The organism is Frigoribacterium sp. 2355 (genome assembly GCF_054060695.1).
Map to the genome: position 1 here is coordinate 566,239 of NZ_JBSSDL010000001.1, position 17,521 is coordinate 583,759.

Annotated in this window: 15 protein-coding genes; 8 read left to right on the forward strand and 7 right to left on the reverse strand. The window is 72.5% G+C overall.

All coding sequences use genetic code 11. From position 1 onward, the window contains the following. On the reverse strand, positions 1-993 hold the full coding sequence (locus ACVJ1F_RS02675) for a glycosyltransferase (RefSeq protein ID WP_456884491.1): 993 nt from the start codon (positions 991-993) through the stop codon (positions 1-3). Positions 994-1,550: 557 nt separating this feature from the next. Between ACVJ1F_RS02675 and ACVJ1F_RS02680 the strand changes: the two genes are divergently transcribed. After that, positions 1,551-2,141, forward strand: a complete 591-nt coding sequence (locus tag ACVJ1F_RS02680; RefSeq protein ID WP_456884492.1) for a hypothetical protein — start codon at positions 1,551-1,553, stop codon at positions 2,139-2,141. On the opposite strand, the gene ACVJ1F_RS02685 is transcribed toward ACVJ1F_RS02680, so the two are convergent. Further along, complete coding sequence (locus ACVJ1F_RS02685) at positions 2,128-2,904, reverse strand: SDR family oxidoreductase (protein WP_233568346.1); 777 nt, start codon at positions 2,902-2,904, stop codon at positions 2,128-2,130. The genes ACVJ1F_RS02680 and ACVJ1F_RS02685 overlap by 14 nt on opposite strands. Before the next feature lie 184 nt (positions 2,905-3,088). Here ACVJ1F_RS02685 and ACVJ1F_RS02690 point away from each other — a divergent pair, with 184 nt between their 5' ends. Continuing rightward, on the forward strand, positions 3,089-4,420 hold the full coding sequence (locus tag ACVJ1F_RS02690; protein ID WP_159825286.1) for a bifunctional o-acetylhomoserine/o-acetylserine sulfhydrylase: 1,332 nt from the start codon (positions 3,089-3,091) through the stop codon (positions 4,418-4,420). A 23-nt stretch (positions 4,421-4,443) separates the two neighbouring features. On the opposite strand, the gene ACVJ1F_RS02695 is transcribed toward ACVJ1F_RS02690, so the two are convergent. Together ACVJ1F_RS02695 and ACVJ1F_RS02700 are read right to left on the reverse strand one after the other, a co-directional pair. Then, on the reverse strand, positions 4,444-5,742 hold the full coding sequence (locus ACVJ1F_RS02695) for a hypothetical protein (RefSeq protein ID WP_456884494.1): 1,299 nt from the start codon (positions 5,740-5,742) through the stop codon (positions 4,444-4,446). Beyond that, positions 5,739-6,476: an ABC transporter ATP-binding protein gene (locus tag ACVJ1F_RS02700; RefSeq protein ID WP_456884496.1), complete on the reverse strand. Its 738-nt coding sequence runs from the start codon at positions 6,474-6,476 to the stop codon at positions 5,739-5,741. The genes ACVJ1F_RS02695 and ACVJ1F_RS02700 overlap by 4 nt, the downstream gene beginning before the upstream one ends. Before the next feature lie 144 nt (positions 6,477-6,620). On the opposite strand from ACVJ1F_RS02700, the gene metX reads away from it, so the two are divergent. From metX to ACVJ1F_RS02720, 4 genes are all read left to right on the forward strand, one after another. Further along, positions 6,621-7,820: a homoserine O-acetyltransferase MetX gene (gene metX / locus ACVJ1F_RS02705; RefSeq protein WP_456884498.1), complete on the forward strand. Its 1,200-nt coding sequence runs from the start codon at positions 6,621-6,623 to the stop codon at positions 7,818-7,820. 175 nt (positions 7,821-7,995) lie between these two features. Further along, the gene (locus ACVJ1F_RS02710; protein WP_456884500.1) at positions 7,996-9,153 is read left to right on the forward strand and encodes a sensor histidine kinase; all 1,158 of its coding nucleotides are present in this window, start codon (positions 7,996-7,998) and stop codon (positions 9,151-9,153) included. Next, positions 9,150-10,400 carry a hypothetical protein gene (locus ACVJ1F_RS02715; RefSeq protein ID WP_056046027.1) on the forward strand — a complete coding sequence of 417 codons (1,251 nt, stop codon included), beginning with the start codon at positions 9,150-9,152 and terminating at the stop codon, positions 10,398-10,400. Before ACVJ1F_RS02710 ends, ACVJ1F_RS02715 begins: the two co-directional genes overlap by 4 nt. An 86-nt stretch (positions 10,401-10,486) precedes the next feature. Then, the gene (locus ACVJ1F_RS02720; RefSeq protein ID WP_456884502.1) at positions 10,487-11,164 is read left to right on the forward strand and encodes a response regulator; all 678 of its coding nucleotides are present in this window, start codon (positions 10,487-10,489) and stop codon (positions 11,162-11,164) included. A 153-nt stretch (positions 11,165-11,317) separates the two neighbouring features. Here ACVJ1F_RS02720 and ACVJ1F_RS02725 read toward each other — a convergent pair whose 3' ends face one another. Next, positions 11,318-12,568, reverse strand: coding sequence for an MFS transporter (locus tag ACVJ1F_RS02725; RefSeq protein WP_236556851.1), 1,251 nt, complete (start codon positions 12,566-12,568; stop codon positions 11,318-11,320). Positions 12,569-12,822: 254 nt separating this feature from the next. Between ACVJ1F_RS02725 and ACVJ1F_RS02730 the strand changes: the two genes are divergently transcribed. Next, on the forward strand, positions 12,823-14,883 hold the full coding sequence (locus ACVJ1F_RS02730) for a cell wall-binding repeat-containing protein (protein WP_456884504.1): 2,061 nt from the start codon (positions 12,823-12,825) through the stop codon (positions 14,881-14,883). Between the two features lie 62 nt (positions 14,884-14,945). On the opposite strand, the gene ACVJ1F_RS02735 is transcribed toward ACVJ1F_RS02730, so the two are convergent. Next, a complete protein-coding gene (locus ACVJ1F_RS02735) occupies positions 14,946-15,275 on the reverse strand; it encodes a thiamine-binding protein (protein WP_456884506.1) in 330 nt (109 codons plus the stop codon). Then, positions 15,272-16,603 (reverse strand): hypothetical protein, encoded by a 1,332-nt coding sequence (locus ACVJ1F_RS02740; protein WP_456884507.1) that lies wholly within the window; start codon positions 16,601-16,603, stop codon positions 15,272-15,274. Before ACVJ1F_RS02740 ends, ACVJ1F_RS02735 begins: the two co-directional genes overlap by 4 nt. A gap of 79 nt (positions 16,604-16,682) precedes the next feature. Between ACVJ1F_RS02740 and ACVJ1F_RS02745 the strand changes: the two genes are divergently transcribed. Next, positions 16,683-17,513 (forward strand): ABC transporter substrate-binding protein, encoded by an 831-nt coding sequence (locus ACVJ1F_RS02745; protein ID WP_456884508.1) that lies wholly within the window; start codon positions 16,683-16,685, stop codon positions 17,511-17,513. Positions 17,514-17,521 lie beyond the last annotated feature (8 nt).

The window sequence follows — 17,521 nt, forward strand, 5'->3', positions numbered from 1 at the left end:
TCAGTGGCGGACGGTGGCCGAACGCAGCGGTTCGAGCTGGTCGATCGGCAGACCGACGTGCGTTCCGCGCAGCAGCCCGAATACGCGACCGGCCACGAGACCGACGGCCGCGGCGGCCAGCACCGCCGTGCCGCGCCGACGACCGACGAACGAACGCCACGCGCCCGAGGCCAGGCGGGCGACCGTGACGCCCGCGACGACGGCGGTGTCGGCTTCTCCGCCGAGGGAGCGTCGCAGCGCGGTCTGGGTGACGCCGCGGTCCACGGCGGCGCCGACGACCGAGCTCCGGCGCGTCCGCGAGGGACGCACGGTGCGCGAGACGCGCGCCGACGAGGTCGACACGACCCGCGCCTCCGGCTCGTCCGCGGCGAGGCGCAGGCACAGCTCGACGAACTCGGCGCCACGGGGCACGCCCTCACGGGCGTCGAGACCGCTGGCCAGGCCACCGACCTGCAGCAGGTCCCACCGTCGGAAGGCCACGGTCGCTCCCGCCACGTCGTCGAGGCCGACGAGGCCGTCGGGTCGCGAGCGGGGCGTGCAGTCCACGGCCCAGAGCAGGTCGTCGGGCAGGGCGGACGAGGCCGCACCGGGCCAGGTCGGTTCGGTCCGTCCCACGACCGCGATGACGTCGACCTGGTCGAACGGGGCGGCGAGCGCCCGGGCCCAGCCGGCGTGGGCGACGCAGTCCGCGTCGAGGAACGCGACGACGTCGCCGCGTGCCGACTCGATGCCGGTGTCGCGGCTGCCGGCGAGCCCCGGGGTGCGGGTGTTGTCGACGACGAGCAGGTCGTCGTACCGGTGGCGCAGGTGGTCGCGGAGTCGCGGTGCCCGATCGACGACCACGAGGACGTCGTGCACGTCGCCGTCGCGGAGGACGGAGTCGAGCGCGGCCGTCAGGCCGTCGAAGGGGGTGGATTCGTCGGCGCAGACGACGACGCTGACGCGGGGGGCCGGGGGGACGGAAGGCAGGGAGGTGCGGACGCGGAGGGTCACGGGGGTTCCTCTGGGTTCGTCGACGGTCGCCGTCGCGCCGCAGGGCGTCGCGTTCGGGTGGCGACCCTCGTCGGAGGGTGCGTTCGGGTGGCGTCGTCGGGAGGGGTGGCCCGACGTCGTCGGCCGGCGGTCGATTCGGGCGACCACGGCAGAGGCACGTCCCGGATTCGGGTTCGGGACGTCCTGACCTCCACAACGGTACGGGTCCCTCCTGGGAAGACGAAGAACGAGGGGGTCCCCCGTTCGAGGGGGCCTCGTCCGGGTGACGTCCGGGTGGCGGCCGGGTGGGGGCCGGTCCGCGTCCGCTCCCCCCGGGTGAGGCTCGCCGTCCCGCGCGGTTCTGCGGCCCTCCGGGCCCCGGACGGCAGGAGGCGCGGGCACCGTCGGCGACGTCCCCCCGGTCGCCGAGCGGGTCGTCCCCCGCCGGAACCACCCGCTGGTGACCCGTCTGACGCATCGTCCGCCCACCCGTCGCGCGGTCCGCCCACCCGGTCGTCGCTCCCCCGCGCGCCGGTAGGGTCGGGGCCTGACCCGCCACCACGAGAGGACGTCGACCAGTGCCCCACGGACCGGGAACGCGCCGTCGCGCGGAACGCACGGCGCTCGAGCGCGCGGTCGACGAAGGCCTGTTGATCGTCCGGGCGGCCCTGGTGGTGGCCGTCACGAACCAGATCATCCGCCGTGCCCTGCAGGAGCGCCTCCCGTTCGACGAGGACGTCGCCACGCGGGTCACCCGCGACGAGATCGACCGCCTGACGGCCGAGCAGACGTCGGCCGCGGTGCGCGTCCGCCGACTGCGTCGGATGACCGGCCGGTCGTACGGTCAGTCCCGTCACCAGTTCGACTACCGTCCCGAGGACGCCGACGCCCTGAAGCTCCGCGAGGCCGCGTCGAAGGGAGTGGCCCGGGCGCTGGCCGCCCGCCGGGAGGACGACGACTTCGTGGCCGAGGTCGTCGCGGACGCCCGGTCGCGGGCGTGGGACGACGTCGGGCAGACGGTCGTCGACCGGCTCGGCTGGGCCGCGCGCCCGGCCGACGACTACGACGACGGGCGCCACGAGCGCCTGCGCGACCTCGTCGAGGGCGACCTCGCGGCACTGCGAGAGAGCCGCGCGAACGGCGGGGCCGGCTCGGTCAGTCCTTCTTGACCCTCAGCTCGCCCTTGGCCACCTTGTACGTCGCCGCCTGGGCCACGGGCTTGATCGTCACCAGGTCGAGGTTGACGTGGGCCGGCAGCTCCACCGAGTGCACGATCGACTCGGCCACGTCGTCGGCCGTCAACGGCGACTCGACGTCGCGGTAGACCGCGTCGGCGCGGTCCTGGTCGCCGCCGAAGCGCACGAGCGAGAACTCCTCGGTGTGCACCATGCCCGGCGCGATCTCGATCACCCGGATCGGCTCCCCGGCCAACTCGAGCCGCAGCACGGCCACGAGGGCGTGCTCGGCGAACTTCGAGGCGTTGTAGCCACCGCCGTTCTCGTACGCGACGTGACCGGCGATCGACGTGACGGTCACGATGTCGGCACCCCGCGCCTCCTCGGCTCCGCGGCGGAGCGACGGCAGCAGGGCGGTGACCGCGCGCTTGGTGCCCAGCACGTTGACGTCGAACATGCGCTGCCAGTCGTCGATCGAGCCGTTCTCGACGCTGTCGAGTCCGAACGCCCCACCCGCGTTGTTGACGAGGGCGTGCAACGGTCCGGTCTCCTCGACGTGGGCCCGCAGGGCGGCCACGTCGTCGTCGCTGGTGAGGTCGGCCCGGAACCAGGCCGCCCCCGTCTCGTCGGCGAGCGCCCGGAGGCGGTCCTCGCGTCGCGCGACGGCCAGGACCTCCCAGCCGCGGGAGCGGAACGACCGCACCGTCGCCGCTCCGATGCCCGAGCTCGCTCCCGTCACCACGACCCGCTTCGCCACGTCTGCCTCCTGTTGCCTCGTTCGTGGTCGGCGCCCGCTGCGGGCGCACCGCCCCACGCTAGCGGCCCCGTTACGTCCCGTGTCCGGCATCGTGGACGGTCGGGGGCACGGTCCGTACCGTGGCTGTCACCGCAGACCCCCGCCGACGACCCCGGCCCACGCACCCCGACCGCAGGAGCACACCATGACCGACGCCCAGCCCGCCTGGAAGTTCGAGACGCAGCAGATCCACGCCGGGGCCCAGCCCGACCCGACGACCCATGCCCGCGCCACGCCGATCTACAAGACGACGTCGTACGTCTTCCGGGACGCGCAACACGCGCAGGACCTCTTCGCCCTCGCCGAGAACGGCAACATCTACTCGCGCATCATGAACCCCACCCACGACGTCGTGGAGAAGCGCATCGCCGCGCTCGAGGGCGGGACAGGTGCCCTGCTGGTGTCGTCGGGCCAGGCGGCGTCGACCTTCGCCGTGCTGAACATCGCCGAGGCGGGCGACCACATCGTGTCGTCGTCGTCGATCTACGGCGGCACGTACAACCTCTTCAAGTACACGCTCGCGAAGCTCGGCATCGAGACGACGTTCGTCGAGAACCAGGACGACGCCGACGAGTGGCGCCGCGCCGTGCGTCCGAACACGAAGCTGTTCTTCGCCGAGACGATCGGCAACCCGAAGATCAACATCCTCGACCTCGAGAAGGTGTCCGGGGTGGCGCACGCCGAGGGCGTCCCGCTGATCGTGGACAACACGATCGCGACGCCGTACCTGATCCGGCCGCTCGAGCACGGGGCCGACATCGTCGTCCACTCGGCGACGAAGTTCCTCGGCGGGCACGGCACCGTCATCGGCGGCTTCATCGTCGACGGCGGGACCTTCCCGTGGTCGTCCCACGCGGAGCGCTTCCCCGGCCTGACGCAGCCCGACCCGTCGTACCACGGGGCCGTCTACACGCAGGCCGTCGGCGATGCTCTCGCCTACGTCATAAAGGCGCGCGTGCAGTTGCTGCGCGACCTCGGGGCGTCCAACAGCCCCGACACGGCCTTCTCGTTGATCCAGGGCATCGAGACGCTCAGCCTGCGGATCGAGCGACACGTCCAGAACGCGCAAGAGGTGGCGGAGTGGCTCGACGCCCGCGACGACGTCGCCGCGGTGTACTACGCGGGCCTGCCGACGAGCCCGTGGTACGCGGCGGCGAACAAGTACGCGCCCAAGGGCGTCGGGGCCGTGCTGTCCTTCGAGCTCAAGGGAGGAGTCGACGCCGGCCGAGCGCTCGTCGACGCCCTCGAGCTCTTCAGCCACCTCGCGAACATCGGCGACGTGCGCAGCCTCGTGATCCACCCCGCCTCGACGACGCACTCGCAGCTCACCCCCGAGCAGCAGCTCACGACCGGCGTCACGCCGGGGCTCGTCCGCCTCTCGGTCGGCCTCGAGAACGTCGACGACCTGAAGGCCGACCTCGACGCGGGCTTCGCGGCGGCGCGCGCCGTCACCCGGGAGGCGCTCCGCAGCAGCTAGGCCGGTCGGGGCCTGCGCCTCGGTCAGGCCGCCACGCCGAGTTCTCGCACGATCGGACGACGGCGGGCCGACAGCACGGGCGCGATCGACAGCACCGCGACCAGCACGAACCCGACCAGCAGCACCCAGGGCAGCGGACGCAGCGAGTCGAGGGCCTGCTGGCCGGGGAAGGGCACGACCGTCGCGGGGAGTGCGAGGACCGTGGCGACGAGGCCCGCCGTCACGGTGACCACCAGTGCCTCGATCGCCGCCGCCACGACGACCGCACGCCAGGTCATGCCGGCGACCACCAGCGCTGCGCTCTCGCGGCGTCGTTCGGATGTCGCCATGAAGATCGTCGTGCCCGCGGTCAGCAGGACGACGACGACCGGTACGCCGAAGAGGGCCAGGCCCTGGACGAGCACGCGGAGATCGTCCCAGACGCCGATGGTGCCGGTGAACGCGCCGAGCGCCGCGGCGATCGCGATCAGGGCCACGGCCGCCTGGCTGCGGGCGACGGAGTGCAGGGCGTCGCGTCGCGCCACGAACCAGGTCGTGCCCACACGGGTCGGCAGGGCGGACGTCCACAGGCGCATGGCAGGACCCGTCAGCCAGGGTGCGGCCGCGGCGAAGAGCGCGATGAACGCGATCGGGAACAGCCCCGTCACGCCGCGGTCACCGAGGAGGTGAGCGACGTAGGCCCCGACGGCGAGCACTCCCGTGAGCCCGGTGGCCACCAGTCGGCCGGCGCCCGGCCGCACGGACTCGTCGAGGGGGGCCCGGACGGCGACCAGGGCGGGCGTCAGCCCGGCTCGCCGGGCCGCGACGACCGTACTGGCGACGGCCACGCCGACGTGGACGAATGCGGCCACCGCGACCGGGCCGGGGCTCAGGACGATCGAGACCAACGGGGCGTCGGGATCGGCCCGGACCGGTCGCGAGAGGCCGTTGAGCAACAGGTCGAACACGGGCACGACGGCGACCGACGCTGCCAGGAACGCGAGGAGCGAGACCGTCGCGACCTGGGCGAGGACGACGGTCGCGATCGTCCTCGGGGTGAGACCGGCGAACTGCCAGAGCGCGTGCCGGGTGCGCTGGAGTCGGACCGCGTAGCCGACCAGGACGCCCACGCCGCCGACGACGACGAGGCCGTTCATCGCCGAGTAGATCTTCGCGTGGTTCATGAGGGCGGCGGCCTGCTCGGTGTCGCCCATGGCCCGTGCCGTCGACACGTCCCCCGCGCAGACGAGCGCCACGACACCCGACAGGAAGAGCACCAGGAAGGAGCCGAGCCAGGTGCGCCAGGAGGCGACGAGGTCGGCGACGACGAGCCGCGCGATCACCGTGCCCCTCCTCGGGCCCCTGCGACGGCGGCGAGGACGTCGTCCACCGCGGGCGAGACGAGCTCGGCATGCACGACGCCGTCGCGGAGCACCAGCACCCGATCGCCCCGGGCGGCTGCCTCGAGGTCGTGGGTGACCATCACCACGGAGGTCTCGCCGGAGGCGTAGTCACGCAAGAGGTCGAGGACGCCAGAGCCGGACCCGGTGTCGAGGGCACCGGTGGGTTCGTCGGCGAAGAGCACGCCCGGACGCGTCGCCAGCGACCGCGCCACGGCCACCCGCTGCTGCTGCCCGCCCGAGAGCTCGCCGGGGCGACGGTCGGCCTCGTCGGCCAACCCGACCGCGCCGAGGGCCTCCCGGACGGCTCGCCGGTCGGCCCGACCGGTGGCGAGGCGTAGCGGCAGCGCGACGTTCTCGGCCGCGGTGAGCGACCCCACGAGGTTGTAGGACTGGAACACGAAGCCGATCGTCGAGCGGCGGAACCGGACGGCGGCCTCGGGACGCAGCGTCGCCAGGTCGGTCCCGGCGACGACGACCGAGCCGCCGTCGACCGAGTCGAGCCCCGACGCGCACTGCAACAGCGTCGACTTGCCCGACCCGCTCGGCCCGACCACGACGACCATCTCCCCCCGCGCGACGCTCAGCGAGACGCCGTCGAGGACGGTGCGGCGCTCCCCTCGTCGCGGACCGGGGTAGGCCTTCACGACGTCACGAACGGACACGACTGCTTGCATGGGTTCCTCCAGGTCGAGCGATCGCACGAGTATGTCATATACCGATGGGAGCCGAGACGCGGTGTCGAGGCGACCGGAGCGAGGAGGCGCGGTGTGCGTAACAAACGCACCGCGCCTCCTCGGCTCGTCCAGGATGGACGTCACATGGACTGGCAGAGCACACCCGAGGACACCGTCCCGTCGAGCGTCATCAGCGAGCGCACGCGCCTGGCGATGCTCGGCCGGCCGCCGGTCACCGGAGCCTGGCGCGACGGCGACGACCCCGGCGGACGGTCGTTCGTGACCCTGGACGACCTCGCGCTCGAGAGCGGCGTCACGCTGCCCCGACCGCGGCTCGCCGTCGAGACCTGGGGCGAACTCGACGCCGGGCGGAGCAACGCCGTGCTCGTCTCGCACGCCCTCACCGGCGACAGCCACGTCGTCGGCGCGGCCGGCCCCGGCCACCCCACGGCGGGCTGGTGGAACGGCGTCGTCGGCCCGGGACTCGCGATCGACACCGACCGCTGGTTCGTCGTCGCGCCGAACGTGCTCGGGGGCTGCCAGGGCAGCACCGGCCCCTCGTCCTTCGCGCCGGACGCCGTCGAGTGGGGGTCGAGGTTCCCGCACCTGACGATCCGGGACCAGGTCGCCGCCCAGGCCGCGATGTCCGACCACCTCGGCATCGAGCGGTGGGCCGCGGTCGTCGGCGGGTCGATGGGCGGCATGCACGCCCTCGAGTGGGCGATCACGCACCCCTCGCGCGTCGCCCGGCTCGCGGTGCTGGCCGCGCCGCCGGTCGTGAGCGCCGACCAGATCGCCCTGAACACGGTGCAGTACGAGGCCATCCGGATGGACGCCGCCTTCGACGGCGGCGACTACTACGACGCCGTCGACGGCCCGTACCGCGGCCTCGCCCTCGCCCGGCGGATGGCCTTGCTGAACTACCGCTCGCCCGACGAACTGAACGCCCGCTTCGGTCGCAGCTGGCAGAGCGAGATCTCACCGCTGGGCGGTCCGGGACGGTTCCAGGTCGAGAGCTACCTCGACTTCCACGGCAACAAGTTCACCCGCCGCTTCGACGCGGGCAGCTACGTGACCCTGCTCGGTGCCATGAACTCGCACGACGTCGGTCGGGACCGGGGCGGCGTGGCGGCGGCGCTGCACCGCATCACGGCTCCGACGCTGGTGCTCGGCGTCGACAGCGACCGGCTCTTCCCCGTGTCCGACCAGCGGGTCATCGCACGACACCTGCGACACGGCCTGGACGGCGACGGCGTGGCCGTGGTCGAGAGCCCCTACGGGCACGACGGATTCCTCATCGAAGGCGACGCGGTGGGCGCCCAGCTGCGCCGTCTGCTCGACTGACCCCAGTTCGGTGGACACCACGGGGTACAGTTCCGCATCGCGACCGGATCGTTACCCCGACAATCGGCGTTTCGGGCCGTGCACGACCCCCTGAGAGGGGGCTGGGTGTGAAAACATGAGGAGTCGCCAGCCACCCGGCAGCCGTGACGCCACCGTCGGAAGCCACTCACGAATCATGGACATCTTCGCCCAAGAGCGCGATCGTCTGCTCAGCAGCACGACCCGCACCCTGGGGCTCGCCTGCGCGGCGGTCTCGGTCGTGGCCCTGGCGATCCCCGGCGTGACCGACCCCCTGCACCTCGCGGCGATCGCCCCGCTCGCCGCTCTGCTCGTCGTGTCGCTGCTCTTCGTCACCGGGCCGCGCGCCCGCGTCTGGGTCCCGGTCGGGCTGGCCTCGGGCATCGCGGCGACCGTGGTGGCCCTGTTGCCCGCCGGCGGCCCCGACGACGGTCCGCTCGCCACCGCGATCATCCCCCTGGCCGGTGGTGCGACCGCCGCCTTCAGCCTCATGCTCTCGTCCAGTCGCCCACGGCTGACCACGGCGATCGTGGCCTTCGTCGTCGAACTGACCCTGGTGGCCCTGGCGACCGGCTCGCCGTTCACCTTCCCGGTCGCGGCCGTGATGCTCGGCTGGGTGTCCTGCTTCGTCACGGGCCTGTGGCTCGGACGCGCCGTGCCCCTGGCGGCACGCCGCATCTACAGCATCGGCAACGCCCACAGGGCCGAACGTCAGGCCAGCGAGACCGAGGCCCAGCGGCGGCAGGGCGCCCGCCTGCTGCACGACACCGTGCTGGCCACGCTGACCCTGCTCGCCCACTCGGGGTTCGGCGTCACGCCCCAGGCGCTCCAGGACCAGGCCGCCGAGGACGCACGCCTGCTGCGCCACCTCCGTCTGGGCGGCACGCCGCAGCCGCAGGCGTCGGGCGACTACAGCCTCGAGACGGTCGAGGAGTCCCCGCTCGGCCAGACCCTCGAGTCGGTCAAGCAACGCTTCGGCCGCATGGGCCTCGAGGTGAGCTGGCACGGCACCGGCCAGGTCCTGCTGCCCACCCACGTGCTCGACGCGTTCCTGCTGGCCCTCGCGGAGTGCCTCGAGAACGTGCGACGTCACGCCGGCGTGACCGAGGCCCACGTCACGATCATCCACGACGACTCGATGGTCCGTGCCATGGTCACGGATGCGGGCGTCGGGTTCGACCTCGCCGGCATCAGCGAAGAGCGCCTGGGCTTCAAGGAGTCCGTCGTCGGCCGGCTGCACGAGGTCGGCGGCAGCGCCCGTCTGTTCTCGTCGCCCGGGTCGGGCACCACCGTCGTCCTGGAGGCACCGCGATGAGCGTCGACGAGAACACCTTCGGGATCGTGCGGGGTCGCCGAGCAGCTCGCGGCCTGCCGATCAGTTCGACCGGAGCGCGTTCGCTGCGCCAGGCCCGTGCGGCCGGTGCCACCCTCGGCACCGGGTACCTGGGCGTCGGTGCGGCCGTGGTCGCCGCGCTCCAGGCCGTCTACGGTCTCGCCTTCTTCCTCAGCCACCTCTCGGCCTATCCCGACGTCGCCCCCGTCCTGATCTCGTGGCTGCTCTACGTGGCGACCTTCATCGGCACGGCCGTGCTCGTGACCGTCCGGGGCGAGCGGCTGACCACGGGCGTCTTCGCCGTGATCGGGGTCGTCCTGGCCGTCGTCGTCACGCTGGACTTCGTCGCCATCTGGCCGCTGCACGACGTGGGCGCCTATGCCACGTCGAGCGTCGCCGTCGGCTTCGGTCTGCTGCCCATCGTCACCCTCAGGCCCGTGCGAGAGGTCGTCACGGCCACCGCCCTGCTCTTCGTGGCGTTCGTCGTCATGGTGGCGCTCTCGACCCCCGTGACCAGCGACTCGGGCCCGCAGCAGATCACCGTCGTGGCCCTGGCCGTCCTGCCGAGCGCCATCGCCACGTTCGCCGTGCACCGCTTCCGTCGCATGGTGCAGGTCGAACTCGACCGGGTGCTCGTGCAGAGCAACGTGTCACAGCCCCGTTTCGCGGTGGGCATGCTCGCCAGCGACGAACTGGCGCGACTCGACCTCGCGGCCGAGAAATTGCTCGACGGCGTCGCGAACGGCGACGTGCCCCTGCCCCTGTCGCCCAAGGTCGCGTCGCAGGCCGCGTCGCTCGCCACCGAACTGCGCCTGCACCTCATCGAGGGCCGGCGCGAGACCTGGCTGCACCACGCCGTCACCGAGTCCGAGTACCTCGGCCGGTCGGTCGCGCTGGTCGACCCGTCGTCGCTCGCCGGCCTGCTCGCCCCGGCACAGCGCGACGGACTGTTGCAAGGCGTCTGGCTGTTGCTCGGCGACTCGAAGAGCCGCGCACCGGGCACGACGATCCAGCTGACCCTCGGCCCGGTGACCGCCGCGTCCCAGTCCTTCGCCGGTCGCAGCGTCTGCGTGCCCGTCGTGCTCTCGACCACGGGCATCCGCCGCAACCGCGTCACGCCCGCCACCTGGAACGCCCTCGAGCGTGCCGGTGAGTACGTCGTCTCGACCCACGAGTCGAGCGTCAAGATCTCGGTCAACTGCATCGTCGACAACCCCGCCGAGGCCTGACCCGCCGAGCACCCCGCGTGGCCCGGCCCCATCACCACCCCCGCCCGTAGCATGAACCCCACTCCGTCCTGAAAGAAGGTCCCGACGTGTCAGACCACGACGACCGCATCCGCCTCGCCCTCGTAGACGACCACAAGATGCTCCTGGGCGCCCTCAGCGAGTGGATCCGTGGTGCCGCGGGCGACATCTCGATGGTCGCCGCCGTCGCGTCCTGGCCCGAGCTGCTCACGCACCCCGAGTTCCCGGTCGACGTCGTGCTGCTCGACCTCGACCTGAAGGACAACATCCCGATCTCGCTCAAGATCAACACGCTCAAGACGACGGGCGTCAAGACCGTGCTGATGAGCACCTACTCCGAGCCCAACGTGGTGCGCGAGGCCCTCGCCGCCGGCGCCCTGGGGTACCTCGTCAAGAGCGAGGACGCCGAGATGATCGTCGAGGCGATCCGCTCGGCCGCCAAGGGAGAGTCGTACATCTCGGCCGAACTCGACCTGGCCCTCAACGCCGCCGAGGTGGGTGGTGTGCCGAAGCTCAGCGCACAGGAACGCCGCGTCATGGCTCTCTACGGCGGTGGCGAGCCGGTCAAGGCCGTCGCCTACCAGCTCGGCATCAGCGAAGAGACCGCCAAGAGCTACCTCAAGCGCATCCGCGAGAAGTACCGCGTCGCCGGCTACGACGTGGGCACCAAGGTCGCCCTCCGGAAGCGCGCCATCCAGGACGGCATCCTGCTCCAGACCGACACGCCGGCCCAGACCAGCTTCTGACGCCCGGCCCCACGCGGAGAACGGCCCGGCCCCCTCGGGGGCCGGGCCGTTCGTCGTCTGCGTGACCCGCGCCTCCTCGGGACAGGGCCGTTCGTCGTCTGCCAGACCCGCGCCTCCTCGGGACCCGTCGTCCCGCATCGGCGGCGCGGGGGGCTAGGCCGAGACCGACTCGCGTTCGGCGGCCGTGACGCGTGCCGCTCCGCGCCGGTCGTCGACTCGCTGCATGCCGAAGCTGATCATGGTGAGGACGACCCCGGCCAGGGCGAGCACGACGCCGACCCACCCGGGTGCCGAGAAGCCGAGGCCCGCCGCGATGACCGCGCCGCCGAGGTACGCGCCGAAGCTGTTGCCGAGGTTCATGGCCGAGTGGTTCAGGGCGGCGCCGATGACCTGGCTCTCGCCTGCGACCTCCATCAGGCGGGACTGCACCGACGGGCCGACGCTCGAGCCGACGAGGCCGACGAAGAACGTGCTGACGAAGATGCCGACGATCGAGCTCGACGTGAGCGCGTAGGCCGAGAGCGCGGCGATGAGGCCGACGAAGCCGAGGTACATGGCGAGCTTGAGCGACCGGTCGGCCAGCCAGCCGCCGAGCAGGTTCCCGATGGTCATGCCGACGCCGACCGTGACGAGCACCCAGGGCACGACGCCCTGGGAGACGCCCGCGCCCTCGGTGACGGCGTTGGCGATGTAGCTGTAGACCGCGAAGAACCCGCCGAAGCCGATGGCTCCGATGCCCATCACGAGCCACACCTGGGGCTGCTTGAACGCCCGCAGCTCGCGCTTCATCGAGGCGGACGCGTCGCCGTCCTGGTGCGGCACGGCGAGTGCGACGGCGGCGAAGGTCAGGGCGAAGATGAGGGCCACGGCGAGGTAGGCGACGCGCCACCCGGCTTGCTGGCCGAGCCAGGTGATCGAGGGCACGCCGATGACGTTCGCGATCGTCAGGCCGCTGAGGACGAGCGCGACGCCCTTGCCCCGGTTGCCCGGCCCCATGATCGACGCGGCGACGATGGAGGCGATGCCGAAGTACGCGCCGTGCGGCAGGCCCGCGGCGAAGCGGGCGGCCAGCACCCAGCCGAACGACGGCAGCAGGGCCGACGCGATCGTGCCGACCGTGAAGGCGGCGAGGAGCGCCAGGAGCAACTTCTTCTTCGGGAAGTGCGACGACATCGCGGCGATGGTCGGGGCCCCGACGACGACGCCGAGGGCGTAGGCGCTGATCAACCAGCCGGCCTGGGCGATGCCGGCGTCGGCCGACCGCGAGTAGAGATCGGGCAGCAGGTCGCCCGCCATGTTCGGCAGGAGGCCCATGGCCACGAACTCGGTCGAGCCGATTCCGAACCCGCCGAGGGCGAGGGCGATCAAGGCGGCCGTGCGACGACGGCGGGAGAGGTGGGTCACGAGCGGGCCTTTGCAGATCGAGAAGAGCCAGAGGAGAAGGGAGGAACGACCTTCGCTCGTCATCGAGCAGGGCACGTGCGGAAGAGCGCGACACGTCGCGCCTCCCTCCTGATCGTATCGATTCGACCCGCGGTTGCCAACCGTCCGAAGGGACTCCGACCCGTCCGGCGACGCACCCGCAGCCAGCGATCTGGCGTCGAGCCGCTCCGTGCCGCTAGATTCGAGCGTTCCGTTCCTTCCCGATGGGTTCTCGCATGTCCACACCCGGCTCCTCCCCCGCCGCCACCCACCGAGGGCTCGGGGGCTCCGGCGACCCGATCCGGCCTCCCACGCGGACCCTCGTCGGGGCCCTGACGGTCGTCGCGCTGGTGTTGATCTCCACGCTGGTCGGCCTGGCGGTTCCCCCTCCGGCGCACGCAGCGACGACGGGATACGTGACCGGGCACCTGACGGGGACCGATCCCGCGCGCAGCGACTCCATCGCCGAGGCACGGTTGATCCGCCCCGACGGAGCCGAGGTGGGCTCGACCCAGTTCGTCGACCGCACCACGGGCGCCTACACCCTCGAGGTCGTGACCGCGGGTCGCTACACGGTGCTGTTCGAGGACGGCGACACGCGCCGGAGCCAGTACTGGGGTGGAGCCCACGATCTCACCGGAGCCCGCTGGTTCGATGTGGCCGACGGCCAGACCGTCACCGACGTCGACGCCCGCCTGGTCGTCCAGGAGGCCCTGGCGGGGCGCGTGTGGCTCGGCGGGGGTCGTGACGACTTCGCCGCCGTCGGCAACGCCGACATCTCGGTCGTCAACGTCGACACCGGCGACCATTCGTCGGCCCTGACCGACTCGAGAGGCGCCTACTCGGTCGCGGTCGACCCCGGCCGCTACCGCATCCGCGCCTCGGTCAGGCCCTCACCCGACGCGCCGGACCTCTCGACGTCGTGGTTCGGGGGCGCCGCGGCCGAATCCGACGCGACGATCGTGACCGTGGCCAAGGACGCCCGGCTCTCGGGACTCGACCTGCAGGTCGAGAAGTCGGCCGTCCTGACGGGTTCGGTGACCCCGGTCCTCGACGACCCCCTCGACGTCGGCTTCAGCGCAGAAGCGTGGACGACGGACTCGCGAGGTCGTTGGTACCTCGCGACGGGGGCGGCGATCCGGAAGGGGACGTTCGCGTTCCACGGGCTGCCGGCGGGTGACTACGTCGTGCGGTTGACGGGCCTCCCCCTGAACCGCACCGACGACTCCGCCCCCGCCGTCGCGCCCCGCTACGCACCCGGTGTGGAGGACCGCGACGACGCGACGCGCTACCGTGTCGCCAGCGGTGAGACGCGCTCGGTGGGAACGGTCCTCCTCCCGCCCCTTCGTCAGACCACCACCCGCATCTCCGGCCCCGATCGCTTCGCCGTCGCTGCCGCCATGTCCTCGCGGTTCACCGAGACCGGCGGCACGGTCGTCGTCGCCAACGGGCTGGGCTTCCCCGATGCGCTGTCGGCCGGACCGGCCGCGGCGCATCTCGACGCCCCCCTCCTGTTGGTCACCCCGACCACCGTTCCCGACGTCGTCGCCGCCGAGCTGAAGCGCCTGCGACCGAAGACGGTCGTCGTCGTCGGTGGTCCCGTCTCGATCTCGCCGGACGTCGAGAAGGCCCTCGGCGTCGTGGCCACCCCGACGAGCGGTCCGCGCTCGACGGTGGTGCGCATCGGCGGCGCCGATCGGTACGCGACGTCCCGAGCCATCGCGCGCTATGCCTTCGTCTCGTCCGACTCCCCTGCCGCGACCACGGGCACCTCACCGGGCCGCGTGCTGTACCTGGCCTCGGGTTCGGGGTTCGCCGACGCCCTCTCGGCCGGTGCCGCGGCTGCGGAGGCCGACGCCCCGCTCGTGATGGTGGACGGCCGGGCGGGACGCGCCGATGACGCGACGCGCGAGCTGTGGGGCGATCTGGGCAGCCCTGCAGCCATCGGCGTGGGAGGCCCGCGGGCCATGTCCCCCGGCATCGCCACGTCCCTGTCGGGCACCGACCGCGGCGGGCAGATCGTCGGCGCCGATCGCTACGAGGTGTCCCACCACACCACACGCGGGGCGTTCGACGAAGCCGGAACGGTCTATCTCGCCACCGGCGTCAACTACCCCGACGCGCTGTCGGGCGCAGCCCTCGCAGCCCGGACCTCGTCGCCACTGTTCATCGTGCCGGGCACGTGCGTGCCGGCATCGATCCTGCACGACCTCGACGTCCTCCAGACCGAGCACGTGGTCCTGCTCGGAGGCCAGCAGGCCCTCTCGTCGCGGGTCGACGCCCTCACGCCCTGCTGACGGCGGCGTCCCGTTCCACACGCCGGACCGACGCGACGGTGGTCCGGCCCTGCGTGATGCGGTCAGGCGTCGCCGAGTGCGGCTTCGAGTCGTTCGACCTTGCCGGTCAGTTCGCCGGTGCGTCCCGGCCGGATGTCGGCCTTGAGCACGAGGGAGACGCGCGAGCCGAAGGCGCCGACGGCCTCGGTCGCGGCCTTGACGATGGCCATCACCTCGTCCCACTCGCCCTCGATCTCGGTGAACATCGACGAGGTGTGGTTCGGCAGCCCGGACGCCCGCACGACCGCGACGGCGGCGGCCACGGCCGAGTGGACCGAGTCGGGCTCGGAGCCGGCGGACGGCCCGCCCTCGGGAGCGGCACCACTGGGCGAGACGGAGAACGCGACGATCATGCGTCCATCCTCGCGTGTGCGGGCCGCAGGCGCCAGAGCGTCACGACCGTCCACCCCAGCAGTCCGAGCTCGAGCACGGCCCGCACGGTGACCACGGCCACCAGGTCGGGTCGCGCGGCGAGCAGGGCGTCGTACTCGAGGGGGTAGACCACCTGGGTCAGCCCCGCGACGACCACGGCCGTCACCGCTGGCACGACGAACCGCGGCCCACCCGACCGTGCGAGGACGAGCCCGACGACGACGGGCACCGCGAGCCAGGCCACGAACTGCGGCGAACCGACCTTGTTGGTGACGATGAGGGCGACGACGACGGCGAGCGACAACGGACCCAGGAGGCGCGTGGCCGTCACCCCGCGGCGCACGGCCCGCAAGCCCAGCAGCACGACGCCGAGCACGACCGCGGCCATCACGAGGCTCATCGCCTTCGCGGCGAACCCGACCCCGTCGCCGGCGATCTGGTACGTCAGGATCTCGCGGTCGTAGTAGACGAAGGTGCCGGGCACCCCGGCGGCCGCGCGCCAGAGCCAGAGCACGGCCGCGGGCGACTCGACCTGGAGACCGCGACCGGCCTGCTGGCCGACGAAACCGAAGACGTTCCACCCGCTGCCGAGCACGAGCGAGACGGACACCACGACCGCACTCGTCACCCCCGCCGCCACGACGACCTCGACCCGACGACGCAGGGCGAGGACGGCCACCACCACGAGAGCGGCGGGCCAGACCTTGACCCAGGCCGCGATCGTGAGCAGGGCGGACGCCGCCGAGGGCCGCGTCGAGACGAGCAACAGTCCCACCAGCGCGATCGCGACCGTGACGGCGTCGATGCGGCCGAGGGCGATCGGCCCGAGGGCGACGAGGAACGCCAGCCACCACCAGGCGGAGACCACGGACCCGGCACGACGCCGCGCCACGAGCACGACGAAGGCGCCGGCGTTCAGCAGGGACACCAATACGAGCCACACGGCCCCGTACCCGGAGTCGCCCCCCAGGCGGGCGAGCAGCATCGGCACCGCGGCGAGAAGCGGGTAGACCCACGGGCGGTCGACGCCCACCCAGTCGCCCCCGCCGACGCCCTGCTGCATCCAGGTGCGGTAGACGACGTCGACGTCGCCCAGGGTGCGGTTGCCGCCGACGAGGTTGAGCCGGACGAGCCAGGCGTGCACGAGCACGAAGGCGATGCCGAGCACGACCGGCGACGTCACGAACGACCTCGCCCGGTCGACGAACGTCGTCGGGCCGTCGGCGACGGGCCGGGTTCCCGACGTCCGCGCCGCGCGGACGATCGGTGCCCCTGGGGTGGCCGACGCGGGGGGCACGGAGGTCGGCATGCCCACAGGCTAGCCGCCGGCCCCGACGCCGGGCGTCATGCGTCGGCCGACGTCCGCGGTCGCCGCTACGATCCCTCTCATGCGCAGACCCGCCTCCCTCCGACTCGTCGCGACCGCCGCCGCCCTCGTGCTGGCCGGGTCGCTCGCCGCCTGCTCGTCCGACGGGGGCTCGGGTGCCGGCGGCGCGGCCGTCGCTCCGGTCACCGACGGCAAGATCACCGTCGCGACGGGTGAACCGGCCTACGGCCCCTGGGTCGAGGACGACGACCCGACCTCGGGCAAGGGCTACGAGGCCGCCGTCGCCTACGCGGTCGCCGAGAAGCTGGGCTACGACGACTCCGACGTGGTCTGGGTGCGGACCACGTTCGACGAGGCCATCGCGCCCGGGCCGAAGACCTTCGACCTCAACCTGCAGCAGTTCTCGATCACCGACCAGCGCAAGAAGGCCGTCGACTTCTCGCCCGCCTACTACGAGACGCGCCAGGCGGTCGTCACCCTGCCCGGCACCTCCGCGGCCGACGCCACCTCGATCGCCGACCTGAAGGGCCTCGCCATCGGCGCCCAGAGCGGCACGACGAGCTTCACCGCCGCCGAGAACGCCATCGACCCCGAGGGCGGCGTCCAGGCCTACAACTCGAACGACGACGCCAAGGCGGCCCTCGAGGCCGGCCAGGTCGACGCCATCGTGCTCGACGTCCCCACGGCCACGTACTTCGTCGAGGGCGGCGTCGTGCTCGGCCAGCTGCCCGCCACCGACGGGGCGAGCGACCAGCTCGGCATCGTCCTGCCGCTCGGCAGCTCCCTGACCGCCGACGTCACGAAGGCCGTCGACGACCTCCGGGCCGACGGCACGCTCGCCGAGCTGCAGAAGCAGTGGCTGGCCGACTACGACGTGAAAGAGCTGTCGTAGCGCCTCGC